This is a genomic window from Anaerorudis cellulosivorans (assembly GCF_025943985.1).
Lineage (GTDB): Bacteria > Bacteroidota > Bacteroidia > Bacteroidales > Dysgonomonadaceae > Anaerorudis > Anaerorudis cellulosivorans.
In genome coordinates, this window is record NZ_JAPCWE010000013.1 from 45,427 (window position 1) to 62,682 (window position 17,256).

The 17,256-nt window shown below is 41.7% G+C and carries 12 protein-coding genes; 2 read left to right on the forward strand and 10 right to left on the reverse strand.

Going from position 1 to position 17,256, the window contains the following annotated elements:
- From OLM34_RS08415 to OLM34_RS08455, 9 genes are all read right to left on the reverse strand, one after another.
- Positions 1 to 1,911 carry a penicillin-binding transpeptidase domain-containing protein gene (locus OLM34_RS08415; RefSeq protein WP_264406604.1) on the reverse strand — a complete coding sequence of 637 codons (1,911 nt, stop codon included), beginning with the start codon at positions 1,909 to 1,911 and terminating at the stop codon, positions 1 to 3.
- The gene (gene mreD / locus OLM34_RS08420; protein ID WP_264406606.1) at positions 1,901 to 2,413 is read right to left on the reverse strand and encodes a rod shape-determining protein MreD; all 513 of its coding nucleotides are present in this window, start codon (positions 2,411 to 2,413) and stop codon (positions 1,901 to 1,903) included. Before mreD ends, OLM34_RS08415 begins: the two co-directional genes overlap by 11 nt.
- Entirely contained in the window at positions 2,410 to 3,258 is an 849-nt protein-coding gene (gene mreC / locus OLM34_RS08425) for a rod shape-determining protein MreC (RefSeq protein ID WP_264406607.1), read from the reverse strand. Before mreC ends, mreD begins: the two co-directional genes overlap by 4 nt.
- 58 nt (positions 3,259 to 3,316) lie before the next feature.
- Positions 3,317 to 4,345: a rod shape-determining protein gene (locus OLM34_RS08430; protein WP_264406609.1), complete on the reverse strand. Its 1,029-nt coding sequence runs from the start codon at positions 4,343 to 4,345 to the stop codon at positions 3,317 to 3,319.
- Positions 4,346 to 4,368: 23 nt separating this feature from the next.
- Complete coding sequence (purH, locus tag OLM34_RS08435; protein WP_264406610.1) at positions 4,369 to 5,898, reverse strand: bifunctional phosphoribosylaminoimidazolecarboxamide formyltransferase/IMP cyclohydrolase; 1,530 nt, start codon at positions 5,896 to 5,898, stop codon at positions 4,369 to 4,371.
- Positions 5,899 to 6,022: 124 nt separating this feature from the next.
- On the reverse strand, positions 6,023 to 8,158 hold the full coding sequence (locus tag OLM34_RS08440) for a DUF349 domain-containing protein (RefSeq protein ID WP_264406612.1): 2,136 nt from the start codon (positions 8,156 to 8,158) through the stop codon (positions 6,023 to 6,025).
- A gap of 282 nt (positions 8,159 to 8,440) precedes the next feature.
- Entirely contained in the window at positions 8,441 to 9,754 is a 1,314-nt protein-coding gene (gene der, locus OLM34_RS08445) for a ribosome biogenesis GTPase Der (RefSeq protein WP_264406613.1), read from the reverse strand.
- Positions 9,755 to 9,796: 42 nt separating this feature from the next.
- Complete coding sequence (gene era, locus OLM34_RS08450) at positions 9,797 to 10,690, reverse strand: GTPase Era (RefSeq protein WP_264406615.1); 894 nt, start codon at positions 10,688 to 10,690, stop codon at positions 9,797 to 9,799.
- A gap of 8 nt (positions 10,691 to 10,698) precedes the next feature.
- Positions 10,699 to 12,270 (reverse strand): carboxylesterase/lipase family protein, encoded by a 1,572-nt coding sequence (locus OLM34_RS08455; RefSeq protein ID WP_264406617.1) that lies wholly within the window; start codon positions 12,268 to 12,270, stop codon positions 10,699 to 10,701.
- A 245-nt stretch (positions 12,271 to 12,515) separates the two neighbouring features.
- On the opposite strand from OLM34_RS08455, the gene OLM34_RS08460 reads away from it, so the two are divergent.
- Positions 12,516 to 13,514 (forward strand): malate dehydrogenase, encoded by a 999-nt coding sequence (locus tag OLM34_RS08460; protein WP_264406619.1) that lies wholly within the window; start codon positions 12,516 to 12,518, stop codon positions 13,512 to 13,514.
- A gap of 112 nt (positions 13,515 to 13,626) precedes the next feature.
- Here OLM34_RS08460 and OLM34_RS08465 read toward each other — a convergent pair whose 3' ends face one another.
- Positions 13,627 to 15,831 (reverse strand): sodium-translocating pyrophosphatase, encoded by a 2,205-nt coding sequence (locus tag OLM34_RS08465; RefSeq protein ID WP_413777211.1) that lies wholly within the window; start codon positions 15,829 to 15,831, stop codon positions 13,627 to 13,629.
- 219 nt (positions 15,832 to 16,050) lie between these two features.
- Here OLM34_RS08465 and OLM34_RS08470 point away from each other — a divergent pair, with 219 nt between their 5' ends.
- Entirely contained in the window at positions 16,051 to 17,256 is a 1,206-nt protein-coding gene (locus tag OLM34_RS08470) for an ROK family transcriptional regulator (RefSeq protein WP_264406621.1), read from the forward strand.

Genomic DNA, 17,256 nt, shown 5'->3' on the forward strand with positions numbered 1-17,256 from the left:
TCAATTGTTTTTATTTCGAAGCGAATCGGTTTTGGCACTCGAAAGTTCTCTGGTGTAAATATGCGGAAGAATAGTTGTATTCACAATTCGAGTTTCCAGCCATTTATCCGTTTCGGGTATGGAATCGTTAAAGAATTTCTGCAGCATAAGTCTCCCGATCGGAACGGCATTACTTGCTCCGAATCGTCCATTTTCCACAATCACGGCAATAGCTACACGCGGGTTATTTTTTGGTGCAAACCCCATAAATAGCGAGTGGTCATCGCCATGCGGATTTTGCGCAGTGCCGGTTTTCCCGCATACCTCTATTTCGGGTAACAGGTTGGCCACACGACAAGTACCACCGGTTACCGCGTTCGCCATACCTTGTACTATTATTTCAAAAACCGAGGGGGAGATTCCCGAATCGTGTTTTCGCGTATAAAGCGTATCTAAAGCAGTTCCTTTGCGTTCACGCACAACATGAGGCACATAATAATAACCCCTATTTGCTGCAACAGCAGCAAAATTGGCTATTTGCAGGGGGGTTGCCAAAATTTCTCCTTGTCCTATGGCAATCGATATAATATTATGTGCATTCCAATTTTTCCTTTTCAATACCTTGGTGTAAAACTTGCTGTTCGGGATAAATCCTTTTTTTTCTGAAGGAAGATCAACGCCAAGCCTATCCCCATATCCCATCTTGCCGAGATAATTTCGCCACACATCAAAAGCCGCATTCACATCGGCATATTTTTCTCGGTTGCTCAACATCGCATTCAGACCGTAACAGAAAAACGAATTACACGAAGTGGCCAATGCCGGTACAACAGACAAGGGAGAGGCATGACTATGACAGGCCGGATGTCCCCCTAAAGGAGGATATCCGTGAAAACAACTGTACCGGGTATCAGCCGTAATAATCCCTTCTTTCATGAAGACAGCACCTTGCGATGGTTTGAAGGTAGAACCCGGAGGATACATTCCGGCAACGGCTCGATTAATAAGGGGTTTGTAAGGATCGCGTTCCAGCGAAAGGTAATTACTGCCAAAATCTTTTCCTGTCAGTAGAGCCGGATCGTAACTCGGAGAAGATACAATACATACTATTTCTCCGGTTTGGGGTTCAATCATCACAATCGACCCGATTTTGTTTTGCATGAGATATTCGCCATATGCCTGTAAATCGATATCGATGCTGAGTGTAAGATCGCGCCCTGAAACGGGAGCTTTATCTTCTGCACCGTCTTTGTAACGACCCTGTAGCCGTCCTCTTGCATCGCGTAACCAAATTTCGACTCCTTTTTCTCCCCTGAGATCTGCCTCGTGCGACGATTCAATACCCGATTTCCCGATATAATCGCCTCTAACATAATAGGGATCAGCATCCAATACGTTCTTATCGACTTCGGCAATATATCCCAGAATAACGCCCATGTTGGGATATTTATATTGCCGCCGTGTACGATTTTGAACATATATACCCGGAAATTTATATAACTTTTCTTGCAGCAGTCCGTATTGCTCCACCGTAAGTTGTGACATAAAAAGTTGAGGCGTATAGGATGAATAACCGGGATTTTTTCGCCTGTCTTTCATGTCAGCTTCTAATTTCAGGTAAGTAGCTTTATCGATATTCAACGTGTTACAGAAATCAAGTGTGTCGAATTTGTTCATCTCACGAACAACCATCATTACATCGTAAGTAGGCTGATTATAAACAAGCAAATTTCCGTTACGGTCGTAAATGCTACCCCGTGCCGGATACAGCGTTTTGCGCAAAAAAGCATTACTATCGGCAAACTCCCGGTATTCCGGACTTAAAATTTGCAGATAAAATAATTGTAAAATATATACAACCACCACAGCCGCAGCAATAAAGGCAATGATGTATTTACGTTTGGCATATGTGGTTTTGCTATTATATTCCACTCGTTCGTCTATACATTAAACTATCTAAAGCAACGATCAATATCAATGTGAGCACCGATGAAGCTGCAATATGAATAAATGTACTTGTCAAATTAAAAAAAGTAAAAGATTCGATAAAGAATAACAGCGTTTGGTGCAACAACACCATTACGACAATATAACGCAAAAAAGCTCCGGTTCCGGTGTAAATGCTTGGTACAAAATCTTCATATTCGACCTTTGAAAAAAACACGTCAATTAACGGTTTGCGTAAAGTTGCAACAATAGTGGTTGCAGCCGCATTCATACCGGGTGTATTAAGAAAAATATCGATGATCAACCCCATCAAAAATCCCGAAATAACCACGTAAAACAAATTGCTGTTCCTCGGTAATTTAATCAAAAAATAAATATAAAGAATAGGCACGGCAACTCCGAAAACACTGATTCGATTCAACACCAATGTTTGAAGCAAAATCAGTCCTACAAACCATATTATGTCATGCAAGAGGGATATTTTCATGGCTGTTCCACCGATTTTTCAAGAGAATATTCTTCTTCGTAATACGTATCATCAATAATCAAGACATGCTGTAAAGTATAAAAATCGGTTGCCAAACGTATCTTGAATGCATTGAAATTATCATCATTTGTCTTTCCTTGTCCGACTACATAACCCACAATCATATCTTTAGGAAAGATACGTGAAAAACTGGTTACCACCGTATCTCCTTCATGAAACACCTCGTGTTTGGGCAACTGTTCGAGTTGGGCATAATGCAAATCTTTCCCATCCCATACAACGGACCCCGAATTTTCGGAGTGTTTTAGTTTAGCGCTCAATCTGAATTTAGGATTTACGATGGGAATTACAACCGAAAAATGATCAGAAGCCGCAAGAATCACCCCTACGATACCGTTCTGCGAAACAACCCCCATATCGGCTTTCACGCCTTCTTGCAGTCCTTTATCCAGGGTAATGTAATTATTACTCCCAAAAAAACTGACATTCACCACATTGGCGGGGATAAAACGGAATCGCATATCCGATACGGAATCACCGACAAAGGATTGTGTTTGAATCGAATCTAAAGCAAGGTCGTTCAAATAGCTTTTTAATGCCTGAAGTTCATTTTGCAATTTTGCATTTTGAGCGAGTAATTCCTCATTATTTTTCTGCATGTAAAAATAAGAGGTTAATTTTCCCGATATGCGGTACAATTCGGCCGAAACACGGTTTGCAGAGGAAAGATAAACGCTTCGTTGATACGAATTTTGTGTAAAAACCAGATAAAAGCTGAAGACTATTAATAAAACAGCCAACAACCACCAACTGTTGCGTATGATAAAATTAATAAGATTCCTCATACTCCGTTGTCAGCCATTCGGTTCAGCCATCAGCTTACTTGACGCTGCCAATAGCCGACTATCGCATTAAAAAATTAAACTTATCGATGTTTCGCAATGCTATACCGGTTCCCTTAGCTACCACATGCAACGGATCATCGACCACCTTAAACGGTATCCCGATTTTATCGGTTAGCCGTTTATCAAGCCCGCGCAACAAAGCTCCTCCTCCGGTCAAATAAATGCCGTTGCGTACAATATCGGCATAAAGCTCAGGGGGAGTCTGTTCCAACGCACTTAATACTGCCGAATCGACCTTTGATATCGATTTTTCGAGACAATGAGAAATTTCCTGATATGAAACCGGAACATCCATCGGCAACGAAGTCATTCGGTTTGGTCCGTGAACAACAAAATCTTCGGGTGGATTATCCAATTCGGTTACTACAGCACCCACATTGATTTTAATTTGTTCGGCAGTGCGTTCGCCAACTTTCATGTTGTGCTGCCTTCCCATATAATCCATAATATCTTCGGTAAAATCGTCCCCTGCAATTTTTATGGATTTATTCGAAACAATTCCGCCCAACGAGATCACGGCAATTTCTGTTGTTCCCCCGCCTATATCCACAATCATGTTGCCTTCAGGGGCTTCCACATCAATTCCTATACCCAGTGCAGCAGCCATTGGTTCGAAAATCATATATACATCGCGTCCTCCGGCATGTTCGGCCGAGTCGCGTACAGCACGTATTTCAACTTCGGTACTCCCGGAAGGAATACAAATTACTATACGTAAGGAAGGTGCAAACAATCCTCCTCGTTTATTTTTATTAGCCATGCGGATCATCCCGCGAATCATTTGCTCCGCCGCATTAAAATCGGCAATCACTCCATCACGAAGCGGTCTGACCGTACGTATATTTTCGTGGGTTTTACCATGCATTTGTTGCGCTTTTTCACCTAATGCAATCATTTTGTCGGTTTTACGATCTAATGCAACAATCGATGGTTCATCCAGCAAAATTTTTCCTGTATTGTTCACAATGATAGAATTGGCTGTCCCCAAATCCATTGCCAATTCTTGTGTAAATGAAAATAATCCCATATGAACTTTATTTACGAAATGTTTCAATGTTTAAAATGTCGGATACCGGTAAATACCATGGACATATCATGTTCGTCACAATAAGCAATGGATTCGTTATCCCTTATGGATCCGCCGGGTTGTATAACGGCGCTAATTCCTTCATTATGTGCAATTTCTACGCAATCGGGAAAAGGAAAAAATGCATCGGAAGCCATCACAGCTCCCTCCAAATCAAAATTGAACGACTTGGCTTTTTCTATGGCCTGTTTCAATGCATCTACTCTGGAAGTCTGTCCGGTTCCGCTTGCCAGCAATTGCTTATTTTTTGCCAATACAATGGCATTCGATTTGGTATGTTTTACCAGTTTATTGGCAAAAATCAAATCTTCAATTTCTCCGGCAGTAGGAACTTTTTTCGTTACCACTTTCAGATCGTCAGCCAATTCCACTTTAGTATCTTTATCCTGCATCAATAAGCCATTTAATGCTGAACGATATTGAAAGGAAGAAGCCGTTTTAGAGAGGGACTTTTGAACCAAAATGATGCGATTTTTTTTCTGACTCAATATTTCAAAAGCCTCTTTGTCGTATTCAGGTGCAATAATTACTTCAAAAAAGATGGAATTGATCAGCTCGGCTGCCTCTCTGTTAATGGTACGATTGGTTATTACGATTCCCCCATATGCCGACACCGGATCAGCCTGAAGAGCAGCTTCCCAAGCTTCACGAACGGTTGGACGGGAAGCCATGCCACAGGCATTGTTATGTTTAAGAATAGCCACGGAGGTTTCATCGAAATCGGCAATCAGCGATACAGCAGCATCGATATCGAGCAAATTGTTGTACGATATTTCTTTCCCATGCAGTTGTTCGAACATCTCGTCGAAATTGCCAAAGAAAACACCCCGCTGATGCGGATTTTCGCCGTAACGCAGTTTTTTGGATTCGTTTACAGCCAACCGTAATGCCGAAAAATTATCTTTATCGAAATAATTAAATATAGCTGCATCATATTGCGATGAAACGGCAAACGCCTCTTTGGCAAACCATCGACGATCGTCAAGATCAGAATCGCCTTTTTTCTCATTCAACAATTGCAACAATGACCTATATTGTTGTTTGGAGGCTACGATAAGCACATCTTTGTAATTTTTAGCTGCAGCCCGAATCAATGAAATACCGCCAATATCTATCTTTTCGATAATTTCCTCTTCCGATCCTCCGCTTGCCACCGTTTCTTCAAAGGGATACAAATCCACAATCACCAAATCGATTGAAGGAATGCCATATGCTTTCAATAATTTTCTATCTCCTTCATTATCCCTGCGATAAAGTATTCCTCCGAATATTTTCGGATGCAATGTTTTTACTCTTCCTCCCAAAATGGGTGGATATCCTGTAATATCTTCTACCGTTTCACATTCATATCCCAACGATTGGATAAATTCTTGTGTGCCGCCGGTTGACAACAGTTTAACATTTAATTCATTCAATACATGAAGAATTTCTTCCAACCCATCTTTATGGTAAACGGAAATCAGTGCTGAATTTATTTTCTTCGACATAATCAATAATGCATTTTTATAAGAGAATACAAAGGTATAAAATCTATCTCTAATTTTTCAACGTTGAAATAACAAAACAGCCAACAAACAATGTCAGCTGTTTTTAAGAGATTAGCAACGTCATATCTTTTTACAATTGCTCGTCTATTGCCTCTATTTTTCTGGCAATAAAAGCAAGATCGTCTTTAATCTTTTCCACTTTCCGGTTCATATCCTCCAACAAACTGTTGCCACGTTTAGATGAAACGGAAAGAAAACCGATGTTGTTTTCATAAGTTTGCAGCTCATTTTTCATCCGCTCGTACTGACGCATAAGGCGTTCGCGTTCGCGATAATTTTGATTTCTTGGATTGCCCGATTTTGATGGATCGAAAGAATGCATGCCGACACTTCCGAGTTTCCGCTCCGATTTATCGATATTCAACCGATCAAATTGCGCATTTACTGCCTCATGAAATTCTTCATACACCTTATCTTTCAATTTATAGGGCACGTGACCGATTTCATACCATTCGTCTATCAATTGATGTAATCGGGCCAACGCCTCTTCGGAAGACAACATCGGATCCAACTTGTTTATTTTTTCGATAATTTCGTTCTTCTTCTCCAGATTCTTTGTTTCTGATTCATACTGAGATGAAGTATGTATTTTTTTCTGTTCGAAAAAATAATCGCAGGCCGTTATGAAACGTTTCCAAATGCTATCCACATATTTCCTGGGAACCAAACCGATTTCTTTCCATTCCTTTTGGATTTCTATCATTTCTTGTGTGGTATTCTTCCAGTCCTGACTGTCTTTCAGTGCTTCAGCTCGTTCACACAATGCGATTTTTTTCCGGAGGTTTTCCTCCATTTCCTGTCGCATCGATTTATAAAATGCACTCTTATTCTTAAAAAAGGTATTGCAAGCTGCATGATAACGTTCATAAATTTTTGTACGCGATTTTCTGGGAACATGCCCAATCTGACGCCATTGTTCCTGAATATCCAGCACTTCATTCAGTTGCTTTTTCCAATCATTAATATTTATAAGTTTGGAATAATCGATTGATTCCAATTTTTCGCACAGTTCCGTTTTCTTTTTGAGGTTTTCGTTCTCTTCTTCTTTAATCTCCTCAAAATGTTGTTGGTATTTTTTATTGATTTTGGTCGATGCTTCTTTAAAACGCAACCAAATTATCTCCCGATCTTTTCGGGCAACCGGGCCTATTTCGCGCCATTGTTGATGCAAATTCTGCAATTGATGAAATGCGGATACGATATCGGGTTCATCATCCAATCGTTCGGCAGCTTCGCATAATTCGGTTTTTAACTCGTAATTCTTCTTAAAATCGTATTTTCGGAACTCGTTGTTTATGCGTACCAGATCATAAAATTTCTCTACATACAGCTGATAGTTCTTCCACAGTTCATTCGCTTTTGATTGAGGAATCGATTGAATATCTTTCCATTGCTGCTGCAAGTCCTTAAATTCGCGATAAATTATATTGAAATCTTCTTGCCCCTGATCTTCGATTAAAGTCTTAATTCGATCGATAATGGCCAGTTTTTTGGCCAGATTTTTTTCTTTCTCGGCTTCTTCTTGAGCCTTAATTTGCAATCGTTTTTCTTTTATTTTCTGAAGAAGATTTTTACCCTCGATATACGGTTCCGATTCCTGAGCAACAAAATCGATCTCATCGCCCCCTTCTTCGATGAATTTATTTTTTTGTTTTTCAACTTCGTTTCGAAGTAAACGATAAAACTGAGCTTTAGCCACATCCACTTCTTTGCGTTGCGGCTTGTCGGATGCAGCCAATTCACGAAGCTTCACAATAATCTCGTCGATAGAAAGCTGTGTGATAAATTCATCACCCAATTCTTCTATTTGTTCCTCTTCCCCACCTTCGTCCTCTTCGTCCTCTTCTTCCTCTTCGATTATTTCAAGCCCATAGTCTATTTCGAAATCTGCCCCCTCAAGATCCTCGTTCCCGTCGCCGCCATCATCCTTTTCTTCCTCCTTCTCAATTGGCTTCTTTTCATCCTTTCCGGCTGAGAGATCAACATGCTCAACAGATTCTTCTTCTTTTACAGGAATATCTTCCTGCTGCAAATCCGATTCGCGAAAAACAGATTCTTCTTTTTCCTGTTTTTCGTCAATTTCAGGCATTTCGGCTTTCTTATCTGAAATACCTGCCTCCGGATTCGTGGGCAAAAGAGCTTTTAGAGTAACGTTTTCATCATTAACGGCTAGTTTGCCGTCATCGAGATTATTGTTCGTATTCATCAGTTTTTAATCCTTCTTTTTTGTTTCAATTCAATGTATTGAAATCCAACTTTTCGAAAACTATCCGACATATCTGCGCCGGATTTACAATATTTTATACAAAATAACACATTATTTTTCGTATTTCATCGTTTTTGCAGAATTTTATTTCATCCAAAATTTCAAAAACAATAGGATTGATTATTTTCCCTCACCACAATTACTATCGACATGGAAATCTGCAAAGTAAAAAATTATCCTCCTTATTCATCAAATTAGTATACAAATACATCCCTTTTTTTCTTATTTTTCTCTGAAAAACAAATGAATGGGAGTGCCTGTCAAGTTCCAGTTTTCACGCATTTGGTTCTCAAGAAATCGCTTATAAGGCTCTTTAACCCATTGTGGAAGGTTACAGAAAAACACAAACGACGGTATTTGTGTATTGGGCAACTGGGTAATATATTTGATTTTGATGTATTTCCCCTTATTTGAGGGTGGTGGCGTTCTTTCAATGATCGGGAGTAACACTTCATTGAGTTTTGCCGTGGGTATTTTTTGTTTTCTGTTCCGATAAACCTCTTTTGAAGCCTCCATTACTTTGAGCAAACGCTGTTTGGAAAGCGCAGAACCAAAAATAACGGGAAAATCGGTAAAGGGGGCTAACCGTTGCCTAATGGCATTTTCATATTCCTTATGAAGTTTACTGTCTTTCTCTTCAATCAAATCCCATTTATTCACAAAGACCACCAGCCCTTTTTTGTTTTTTTGAATAAGCGAAAAAATACTCAAGTCTTGACTCTCGATTCCCCGCTCAGCATCGATCATCAGAATGCAGACATCGGCATTTTCGATGACCCGGATTGAGCGGATCACCGAAAAATATTCGGGCCCTTCGTTCACCTTTCCCTTTTTGCGAATACCTGCCGTATCGATGAGGTAAAAATCCATACCGAATTTATTGTAACGGGTATAAATGGAATCGCGTGTCGTACCTGCAATATGGGTAACAATGTTGCGTTCTTCGCCTATCAGTGCGTTCACGAACGAGGATTTTCCGACATTCGGCCGACCCACTACAGCAATTTTGGGTATGTCCGTCACATCTTCCTCTTCTCCCCCCTCTTCCAATAAAGTAAGAATATGATCCAGCAAGTCACCCGTTCCGGAACCGTTGATGGACGAAACACTAAACGGATCACCCAACCCGAGAGCATAAAATTCGGCCGATTGATACCCAAACTCAAAATTGTCGGCTTTGTTGGAAACCACCACTACCGGTTTATTTGATCGCCTCAGCATATTGGCAATTTCTGTATCTAAATCGGTAATGCCATTTCTCACATCCACCACAAAAAGAATGACATCGGCCTCTTCTACTGCAATGTTGACCTGCTTGTTGATCTCATCCTCCAATATATCGTCGGAATTCACAATCCAACCACCGGTATCTACCAACGAAAATTCACGTCCGTTCCAAAAAACTTTCCCGTATTGGCGATCACGTGTAGTGCCGGCAATTTCTGTTACAATAGCCTGTCGACTCTGAGTCAATCGGTTGAATAACGTCGATTTTCCGACATTGGGGCGTCCTACAATAGCAACTAATTTTTTCATACTTCTTTTCTCAAAAGGAGGTGTGTTATCTCCAAAAATCCATCAATCCAATTTGTAACCTAATGACCGCAATATTCTTTCGTTGTTTCTCCAATCTTTTTCAACCTTTACAAAAAGCTGCAGGTAAACTCTCTTTTCAAAAAAGCGTTCGATATCTTTACGCGCCATCGTACCCAGCTTTTTCAAGGCTTCGCCCTTATGCCCGATTATGATTCCCTTCTGAGAATCGCGCTCCACCCATATCACGGCACGGATACGGATGATATCGTTTTCTTCCTTAAATTCTTCCACCAACACCTCCAACGAATAGGGCACTTCCTTCTGATACAGCATCAAGGCTTTCTCCCGAATAATTTCCGAAACAAAAAAGCGCGCGGGTCTGTCGGTCAAGGCGTCTTTTTCGAAATAGGGAGGCGATTCGGGCAAAAGTTCCACTATTCGTTTCTTGATTTCCTCTATCCCGAAATTGTTTAATGCCGAAACCGGATAAATTTCAGCTTTGGGCAACAATTCATGCCATTGATCCACCAGCTTTTCCAGTTCTGTCTGATTCGTAAGATCGATCTTATTGATGAGCAACAGCACAGGAATATCCATTTGTCGTACACGTTGCAGAAAATCATCGTTTTTATCGATCGTTTCCACCACATCGGTAACATATAGCAACACATCCGCATCATCCAAAGCCGAAAGCGAAAAAGACAGCATCTGCTCCTGCAGTTTATAATTGGGTCGAAGCACACCCGGCGTATCGGAATAAACCACCTGATATTCCGGTGTATTCACAATGCCGATGATGCGATGTCGCGTGGTTTGCGATTTCGAAGTAATGATGGAAAGTTTTTCTCCTACCAATAAATTCATAAGTGTGGATTTACCCACATTAGGATTCCCGACAATATTGACGAAACCCGATCGATGTTTATTTTCTGTCATTCAATATATTAAAAATGCACATTCCTTAAATACAGATAGCGATCGCGATGTTGCTCTTTTTGTAACCGGGTGTTGCTGCCAATGATCATCACATCGGCCGGTTGGTTTGGTCTGACAGGCAACCAAACAGGAACGCCGAAACCATTTGGATTGCCTTTTTTGATAAAATGGGCAAAAAACAATTGCGAGAGGGTCGAAACAAAATAATCTTCCGATTGCCAATCATAAACGTCGTTAACCGGCAAATTACCCAACACATATTCGATTTCGGCTGAATGAACCGCTCCTTTAATCAACGGGTCGTCGCCGGTTTTTGCATTTTTGTAACCCGGACGGGGATGAACAAAATAATAGCGATATACCTTTTTATCCCCGGTTTGTGCGTGGATGTCCGACCAATTCCATGTTCCGTAACCGATAAACATATCACCGGCCAAATCCGTGGCAACCTGAGCAACTTCCTCATCGGAATTGGCTTTATAAACCTTCAATAACCCTTCTGCAATATCGGGATAACGTTGTCTTACAGCTTTTTCATAATTTTCTACCGTAACCTCTTCGTTTCCCAGTAGCGCTTTATAATGGCCCTCCATTGAATTCCAACCCACGAGCAGAGGGACATGAGCTTGTTTACCTTTCGAAAAAATGGTTTCCGGTTTTTCCGGGAAAAAATAACCGTCCACAATAACCCCAAAGGAGGGAACATCCTTTCGTTGGGTCATTTTCAGCAACCGATCGGCAGGAAGAGTGCGCAGATCGTTCAGATTGCCGGCTCCCACTGCCTTCTGAAACAAAAGTCCCCGGTTTTCGGCTTCCGCCAAAGAAAGCATCTCCCTGAAGCCCAACAATGAACCGCTTTCTCCTATGGCACCGGCAATCAGATGGCGCGACAACGGCGAGGCCATCTGTGCACTTACCGAAAATGAGCCGGCCGATTCACCACCGATGGTGATTTTCCCGGGGTCGCCTCCAAAACGGGCTATATTGCGTTTAACCCATTGCAAGGCTGCAGCCTGATCGAGCAACCCGTAATTCCCGGAAGCTCGGTGAGGCGATTCCCTTGTCAATTCGGGATGACTGAAAAATCCGAATATACCCAGACGATAATTAATCGTTACCGCTATAATACCCTGTCTGGCCATACTTTCACCGTCATAGCGGTATTCCGAACCATCTCCGGCAATAAAACCACCGCCGTAAAAATAAACCAGAACGGGAAGTTTTTCCCGGTAGTTTTTCGAAGGAGTCCATACATTCAGATACAAACAATCTTCACTCATCCCGTTGGATCGGAAACGCATGTCGCTAAAAACCGGCAATTGCATGGCACGCGGACCAAATTGAACCGTTTTTTTAACTCCCCCCCAATTTTTTACGGGTTGTGGTTCTCTCCAACGCAATTCTCCCACCGGAGGCTGAGCATAAGGAATACCCCTGAAAATCCTAACCCCGGCCTTTTCGAATCCTTCGATGATACCATTTTCGGTGCTTGCACGAACAAAAACGGTATCGCACTTCTCTTGTGCATAACCCTCAACAAGTATACTTAAAAGGGTTGCTATTAACATTATTTTCTTCATCGAAAGGTATTAGTTTTTTCTCGTTTGCAAAAATAAAAAATATAAGCCGTTTTTCCAAATTAATACTTCATTCACCCTGTTTGTACATAACAGGGTTATGTTGGAGGTAAACTGCCATCGTATAATGGCGGTTTACATTTTCGATTTAAGCATTATTTGCTTTATCTTTTTCGTCAGTTCATGAACATCTTGTAATTTTGGTGTTTTGAAATTGGAAAAATTATTTTTTAATAAATTTTTAAATTATGAACTTTTTAACAAACGAAAAATTAACGATTGTCGGAGCTGCCGGCATGATTGGTTCCAATATGGCACAAACAGCAGCCATTATGCGACTTTCCTCTAACATCTGCCTGTACGATGTTTATGAACCCGGAGTGGAAGGAGTGTACGAAGAAATGCGTCATTGTGGATTTGACGACATTGAATTTACCTTTACAACCGATGTAAAAGAAGCTTTTACCAATGCCGGATACATTGTTTCATCGGGAGGTGCTCCACGAAAAGGAGGAATGACTCGCGAAGATCTGTTGAAAGGAAATGCTCAAATTGCTGCGCAATTGGGTAAAGATATCAAAACCTACTGCAGCGATCTGAAACATCTCACCGTAATTTTTAATCCAACAGACATCACCGGACTTGTAGCACTTATCCATTCGGGATTAAAACCTACGCAGGTAACCACTCTTGCCGCTCTCGACAGCATACGTTTGCAAAGCGAATTAGCCAAATATTTCAAAATAAAACAAAACCAAGTAACCAATGCCCGCACTTACGGCGGACACGGTGAACAAATGGCCGTTTTTGCATCGACTGCAAAAATTAACGGAACACCTCTTCTCGATCTCATCGGAACGCCTGCCTTGCCGCTCGAAGAATGGGAAGCCCTGAAGCAGCGTGTCATCGACGGAGGTGCAAATATCATCCGATTACGCGGACGCTCCTCATTCCAAAGCCCTGCCTATGTATCCACCGAGATGATCCGTGCAGCTATGGGCGGTGAAGCATTCCGTTGGCCGGCAGGTTGCTATGTCAATAGTTACGGTTTCGAAAAGATTATGATGGCTATGGAAACTACCATTACTAAAGAAGGGGTTACTTATAGCGAAGTTAAGGGTACGGAAGAAGAAAAAGCCGAATTAATGAAAAGCTACGAACATTTAAAAAACTTGCGGAGCCAAGTTATCGAAATGGGAATTATCCCGCCACTCGATCAATGGAATACCCTCAATCCAAACTTATAAAAAAATCGCTCGATACAGAAAAAGGAGGGTGCCGCATGTGTACCCTCCTTTTTTATCTTGTAAAACAATATTCAGCATCCGATCGGACACCTCATATCCGGCAAACGTATTTTTATCCCAATAAACTCCAGGAAACGGTTAACCCCGCCATAACAATGGAAACCATGCTCATGAGTTTGATCAAGATATTCAACGACGGACCGGATGTATCCTTGAAAGGATCACCAACAGTATCGCCAACCACAGCAGCCTTGTGCGCATCGCTTCCTTTCCCTCCGAGATTGCCCTCTTCGATATATTTCTTCGCATTGTCCCAGGCACCGCCCGAATTAGCCATAAACACCGCCAATACAAATCCCGAACCGAGTCCGCCTGCCAATAATCCCATCACGCCTGAAACCCCCATCGTAATCCCTACCAATATAGGAATAATAATGGCAAGCAACGAGGGCAACAGCATTTCGTGTTGAGCACCTTTGGTAGAAATGGAAACGCACCGGGCATAATCGGGAACGGCTTCGCCGGTGAGAATGCCTTTTATCTCACGAAACTGACGACGCACCTCTTCCACCATTTTTTGAGCAGCACGTCCGACAGCATTCATCGTAAGTCCGCAAAACAAAAACGCCATCATCGAACCAATGAAAATCCCCGCCAAAACCTTGGGATTCATCAGGGTAACCTGAAAGTAATTCATGAAATCGATCAAACTCGCTTTTGCAACCTCTACCGTGTTGCCATCGGCAAATTCAAGCACTGTGTCGCCCAATCGCAACAACCCGATTCTGATCTCTTCCATATACGAAGCTAACAGGGCGAGCGCTGTCAATGCCGCAGAACCAATGGCAAACCCCTTACCGGTAGCCGCTGTGGTATTACCCAATGCATCAAGTGCATCGGTACGTTTACGCACCTCAGGCTCCAAACCGCACATTTCTGCATTTCCTCCGGCATTATCGGCAATGGGCCCATAAGCGTCGGTAGCAAGTGTAATTCCTAAAGTAGACAACATACCGACGGCGGCAATGGCTATACCGTATAACCCCATGCCAATATTTTCAGCCGAAAGCATATTTTTTATGTCAAATCCAAGAGGACTTAAATAAGAAATAAGAATCGCAAAAACTATGGAAACAACCGGAATAACAGTGGAAATCATTCCCGACCCCATTCCGGAAATGATGACAGTAGCAGGACCCGTTTGCGAACTTTCGGCAATACGCCGGGTGGGTTTATACGAATGAGAGGTAAAATATTCGGTTCCCTGACCAATTACAATACCTGCCAACAAACCGGCAATAACCGAAAACGATAAACCGATCCAATTCTCGAATCCGAGTAAAAACAAAATCACGAACGTAAAAATGGCAATAAAAAAGGCACTGGTGTTCACCCCTCTGTTCAAGGCTTTCATCAACATTTTCATGTCGGCATCTTCCTTGGTCCTCACCAAAAAAATGCCGAATATAGATAAAAAGACGCCAACCGCTGCAATAATCATGGGGGCAAATACGGCTTTTTGCTGCATAGCCGGATTCGATATAAAAGCCGAAGCGCCAAGAGCTGCCGTAGAGAGAATCGAACCGCAATACGATTCATAAAGATCGGCTCCCATTCCGGCTACATCACCCACATTATCACCCACATTATCGGCAATGGTTGCCGGATTTCGGGGATCGTCTTCCGGGATGCCCGCTTCAACCTTCCCAACCAAATCGGCACCAACATCGGCAGCCTTTGTATAAATGCCACCGCCTACACGGGCAAACAAAGCCTGTGTAGAAGCACCCATCCCGAAGGTCAGCATGGTGGTGGTAATCATAATGAGTTTGTGGCCTGTATCGGCATTCTCTATAAAATGGTCGAGAATCAGATACCACACCGAAATATCCAACAAAGCAAGACCCACTACCACAAGACCCATCACGGCTCCCGAACGAAAAGCAATCTGCAAACCTTTATTCAACGATTTCCTTGCTGCATTTGTCGTGCGAGCCGAAGCATACGTAGCCGTTTTCATTCCGAAAAATCCGGCCAATCCCGAAAAAAAACCGCCGGTCAGAAAAGCAAACGGAACCCAATTGTTCTGTAACCCAAAATAGGCCATTACAGAAAAAATTAAAACCAATACCGCAAAAACAAGGGCTACCACCTTGTATTGCTGCTTAAGATACGACATTGCCCCTTCTCGAACATATTGGGCAATGGTTTTCATTTTTTCCGTTCCTTCGCTTTCGCGCATCATTCTTTTAAAAAAATAGAAAGCAAACCCCAACGCAAACAAAGAAGCCAATGGAACGACGTAGAAATAATTCATAGACATTTAGTTTTTAAAATTCCGGCTTAACAATACATTTAAATCGGCTACAAAGTTGCATAAAATATTCCAAAAATATGCACAAAAATTAAAGAACAGCGACGAATAAAAAGTAAAAATCGATTTTTTTATTTTTTTGTCAGGATATTTATTATTTTTGTATGTTTTCGATAATCAATCCGTCATTTATAAAAAGGATTACAATTTAATCACAATAATATGGGAAAGAAATTTTTTATCAGCAACGACAAAAACCCGAAAAATGTGCAAATAAAAAAAGATATCATTAACCATTTCATTGCAAATGGCAACGATACGATTGCAGAACTCTCCAAAGAATTGGATTTAAGCGTACCCACCGTTACCAAATTCATCGGAGAATTGATGGACCAGGGGTTAATTTGCGAGTACGGCAAGATGCAAACGACGGGCGGTCGTTATCCCAATGTTTACGGCTTAAACCCGACTTCCGTATATTTTGTGGGTGTCGATATGACGCGCCATCATCTGAATATTGCGCTCATGGATTTTAAAGGCGATATCGTGCAAAGTCAAATGGGCATTCCTTTTACCTATGAAAATACATCCGAAGCGTTTGATGCCCTGTGCAATCACATTCAAAACTTTATCGACCAAACGGGCGAACTTAAAGAAAAAATCTACAGCATCAACCTCAATATTTCGGGACGTGTAAATCCCGAATCGGGTTACAGCTACAGCAGTTTCTATTTCAGCGAACAACCTGTCACCGAAATCCTTTCAACGAAACTTAATTTTAAAGTAGGTATCGATAACGATACCCGGGCAATGGCCTATGGCGAATATATGAAAGGGGTTGTGGAAGGAGAAAAGCAGGTAATCTTCGTTAACATAAGTTGGGGATTGGGGATCGGCATCATTATCGACGGAAAATTGTACTACGGAAAATCGGGTTTTTCGGGAGAATTCGGACATTTTCCTGCATTCGACAATGAAATTCTTTGCCATTGCGGGAAAAAAGGCTGTCTGGAAACGGAAACGGCAGGAGTAGCCATCCACCGTATGATTTTGGAACGAATCAACAACGGCGAATCCTCCATTCTTACCGAAAAAGTAAAAGATTTGAACCATCTCACGCTTACCGATATCATCAACGCCACCAACATGGAAGATCCGCTATGCATAGAAATTGTGGAGCAAGTGGGATATAAGCTCGGGAAATACATTGCAGGTCTTATCAATATCTTTAATCCCGAATTGGTTATAATAGGCGGTCAGGTTTCCGAAACCGAAGGATTCATCATGTTACCTATCCGCAGTGCGGTACGCAAATATTCGCTAAGTCTGGTAAATAAAGATACGCGCATTGTAAGCTCCAAGCTGAAACAAAAAGCCGGAATTATTGGCGCCTGCATGATAGCACGAAGCCGATTATTCGAACAATAA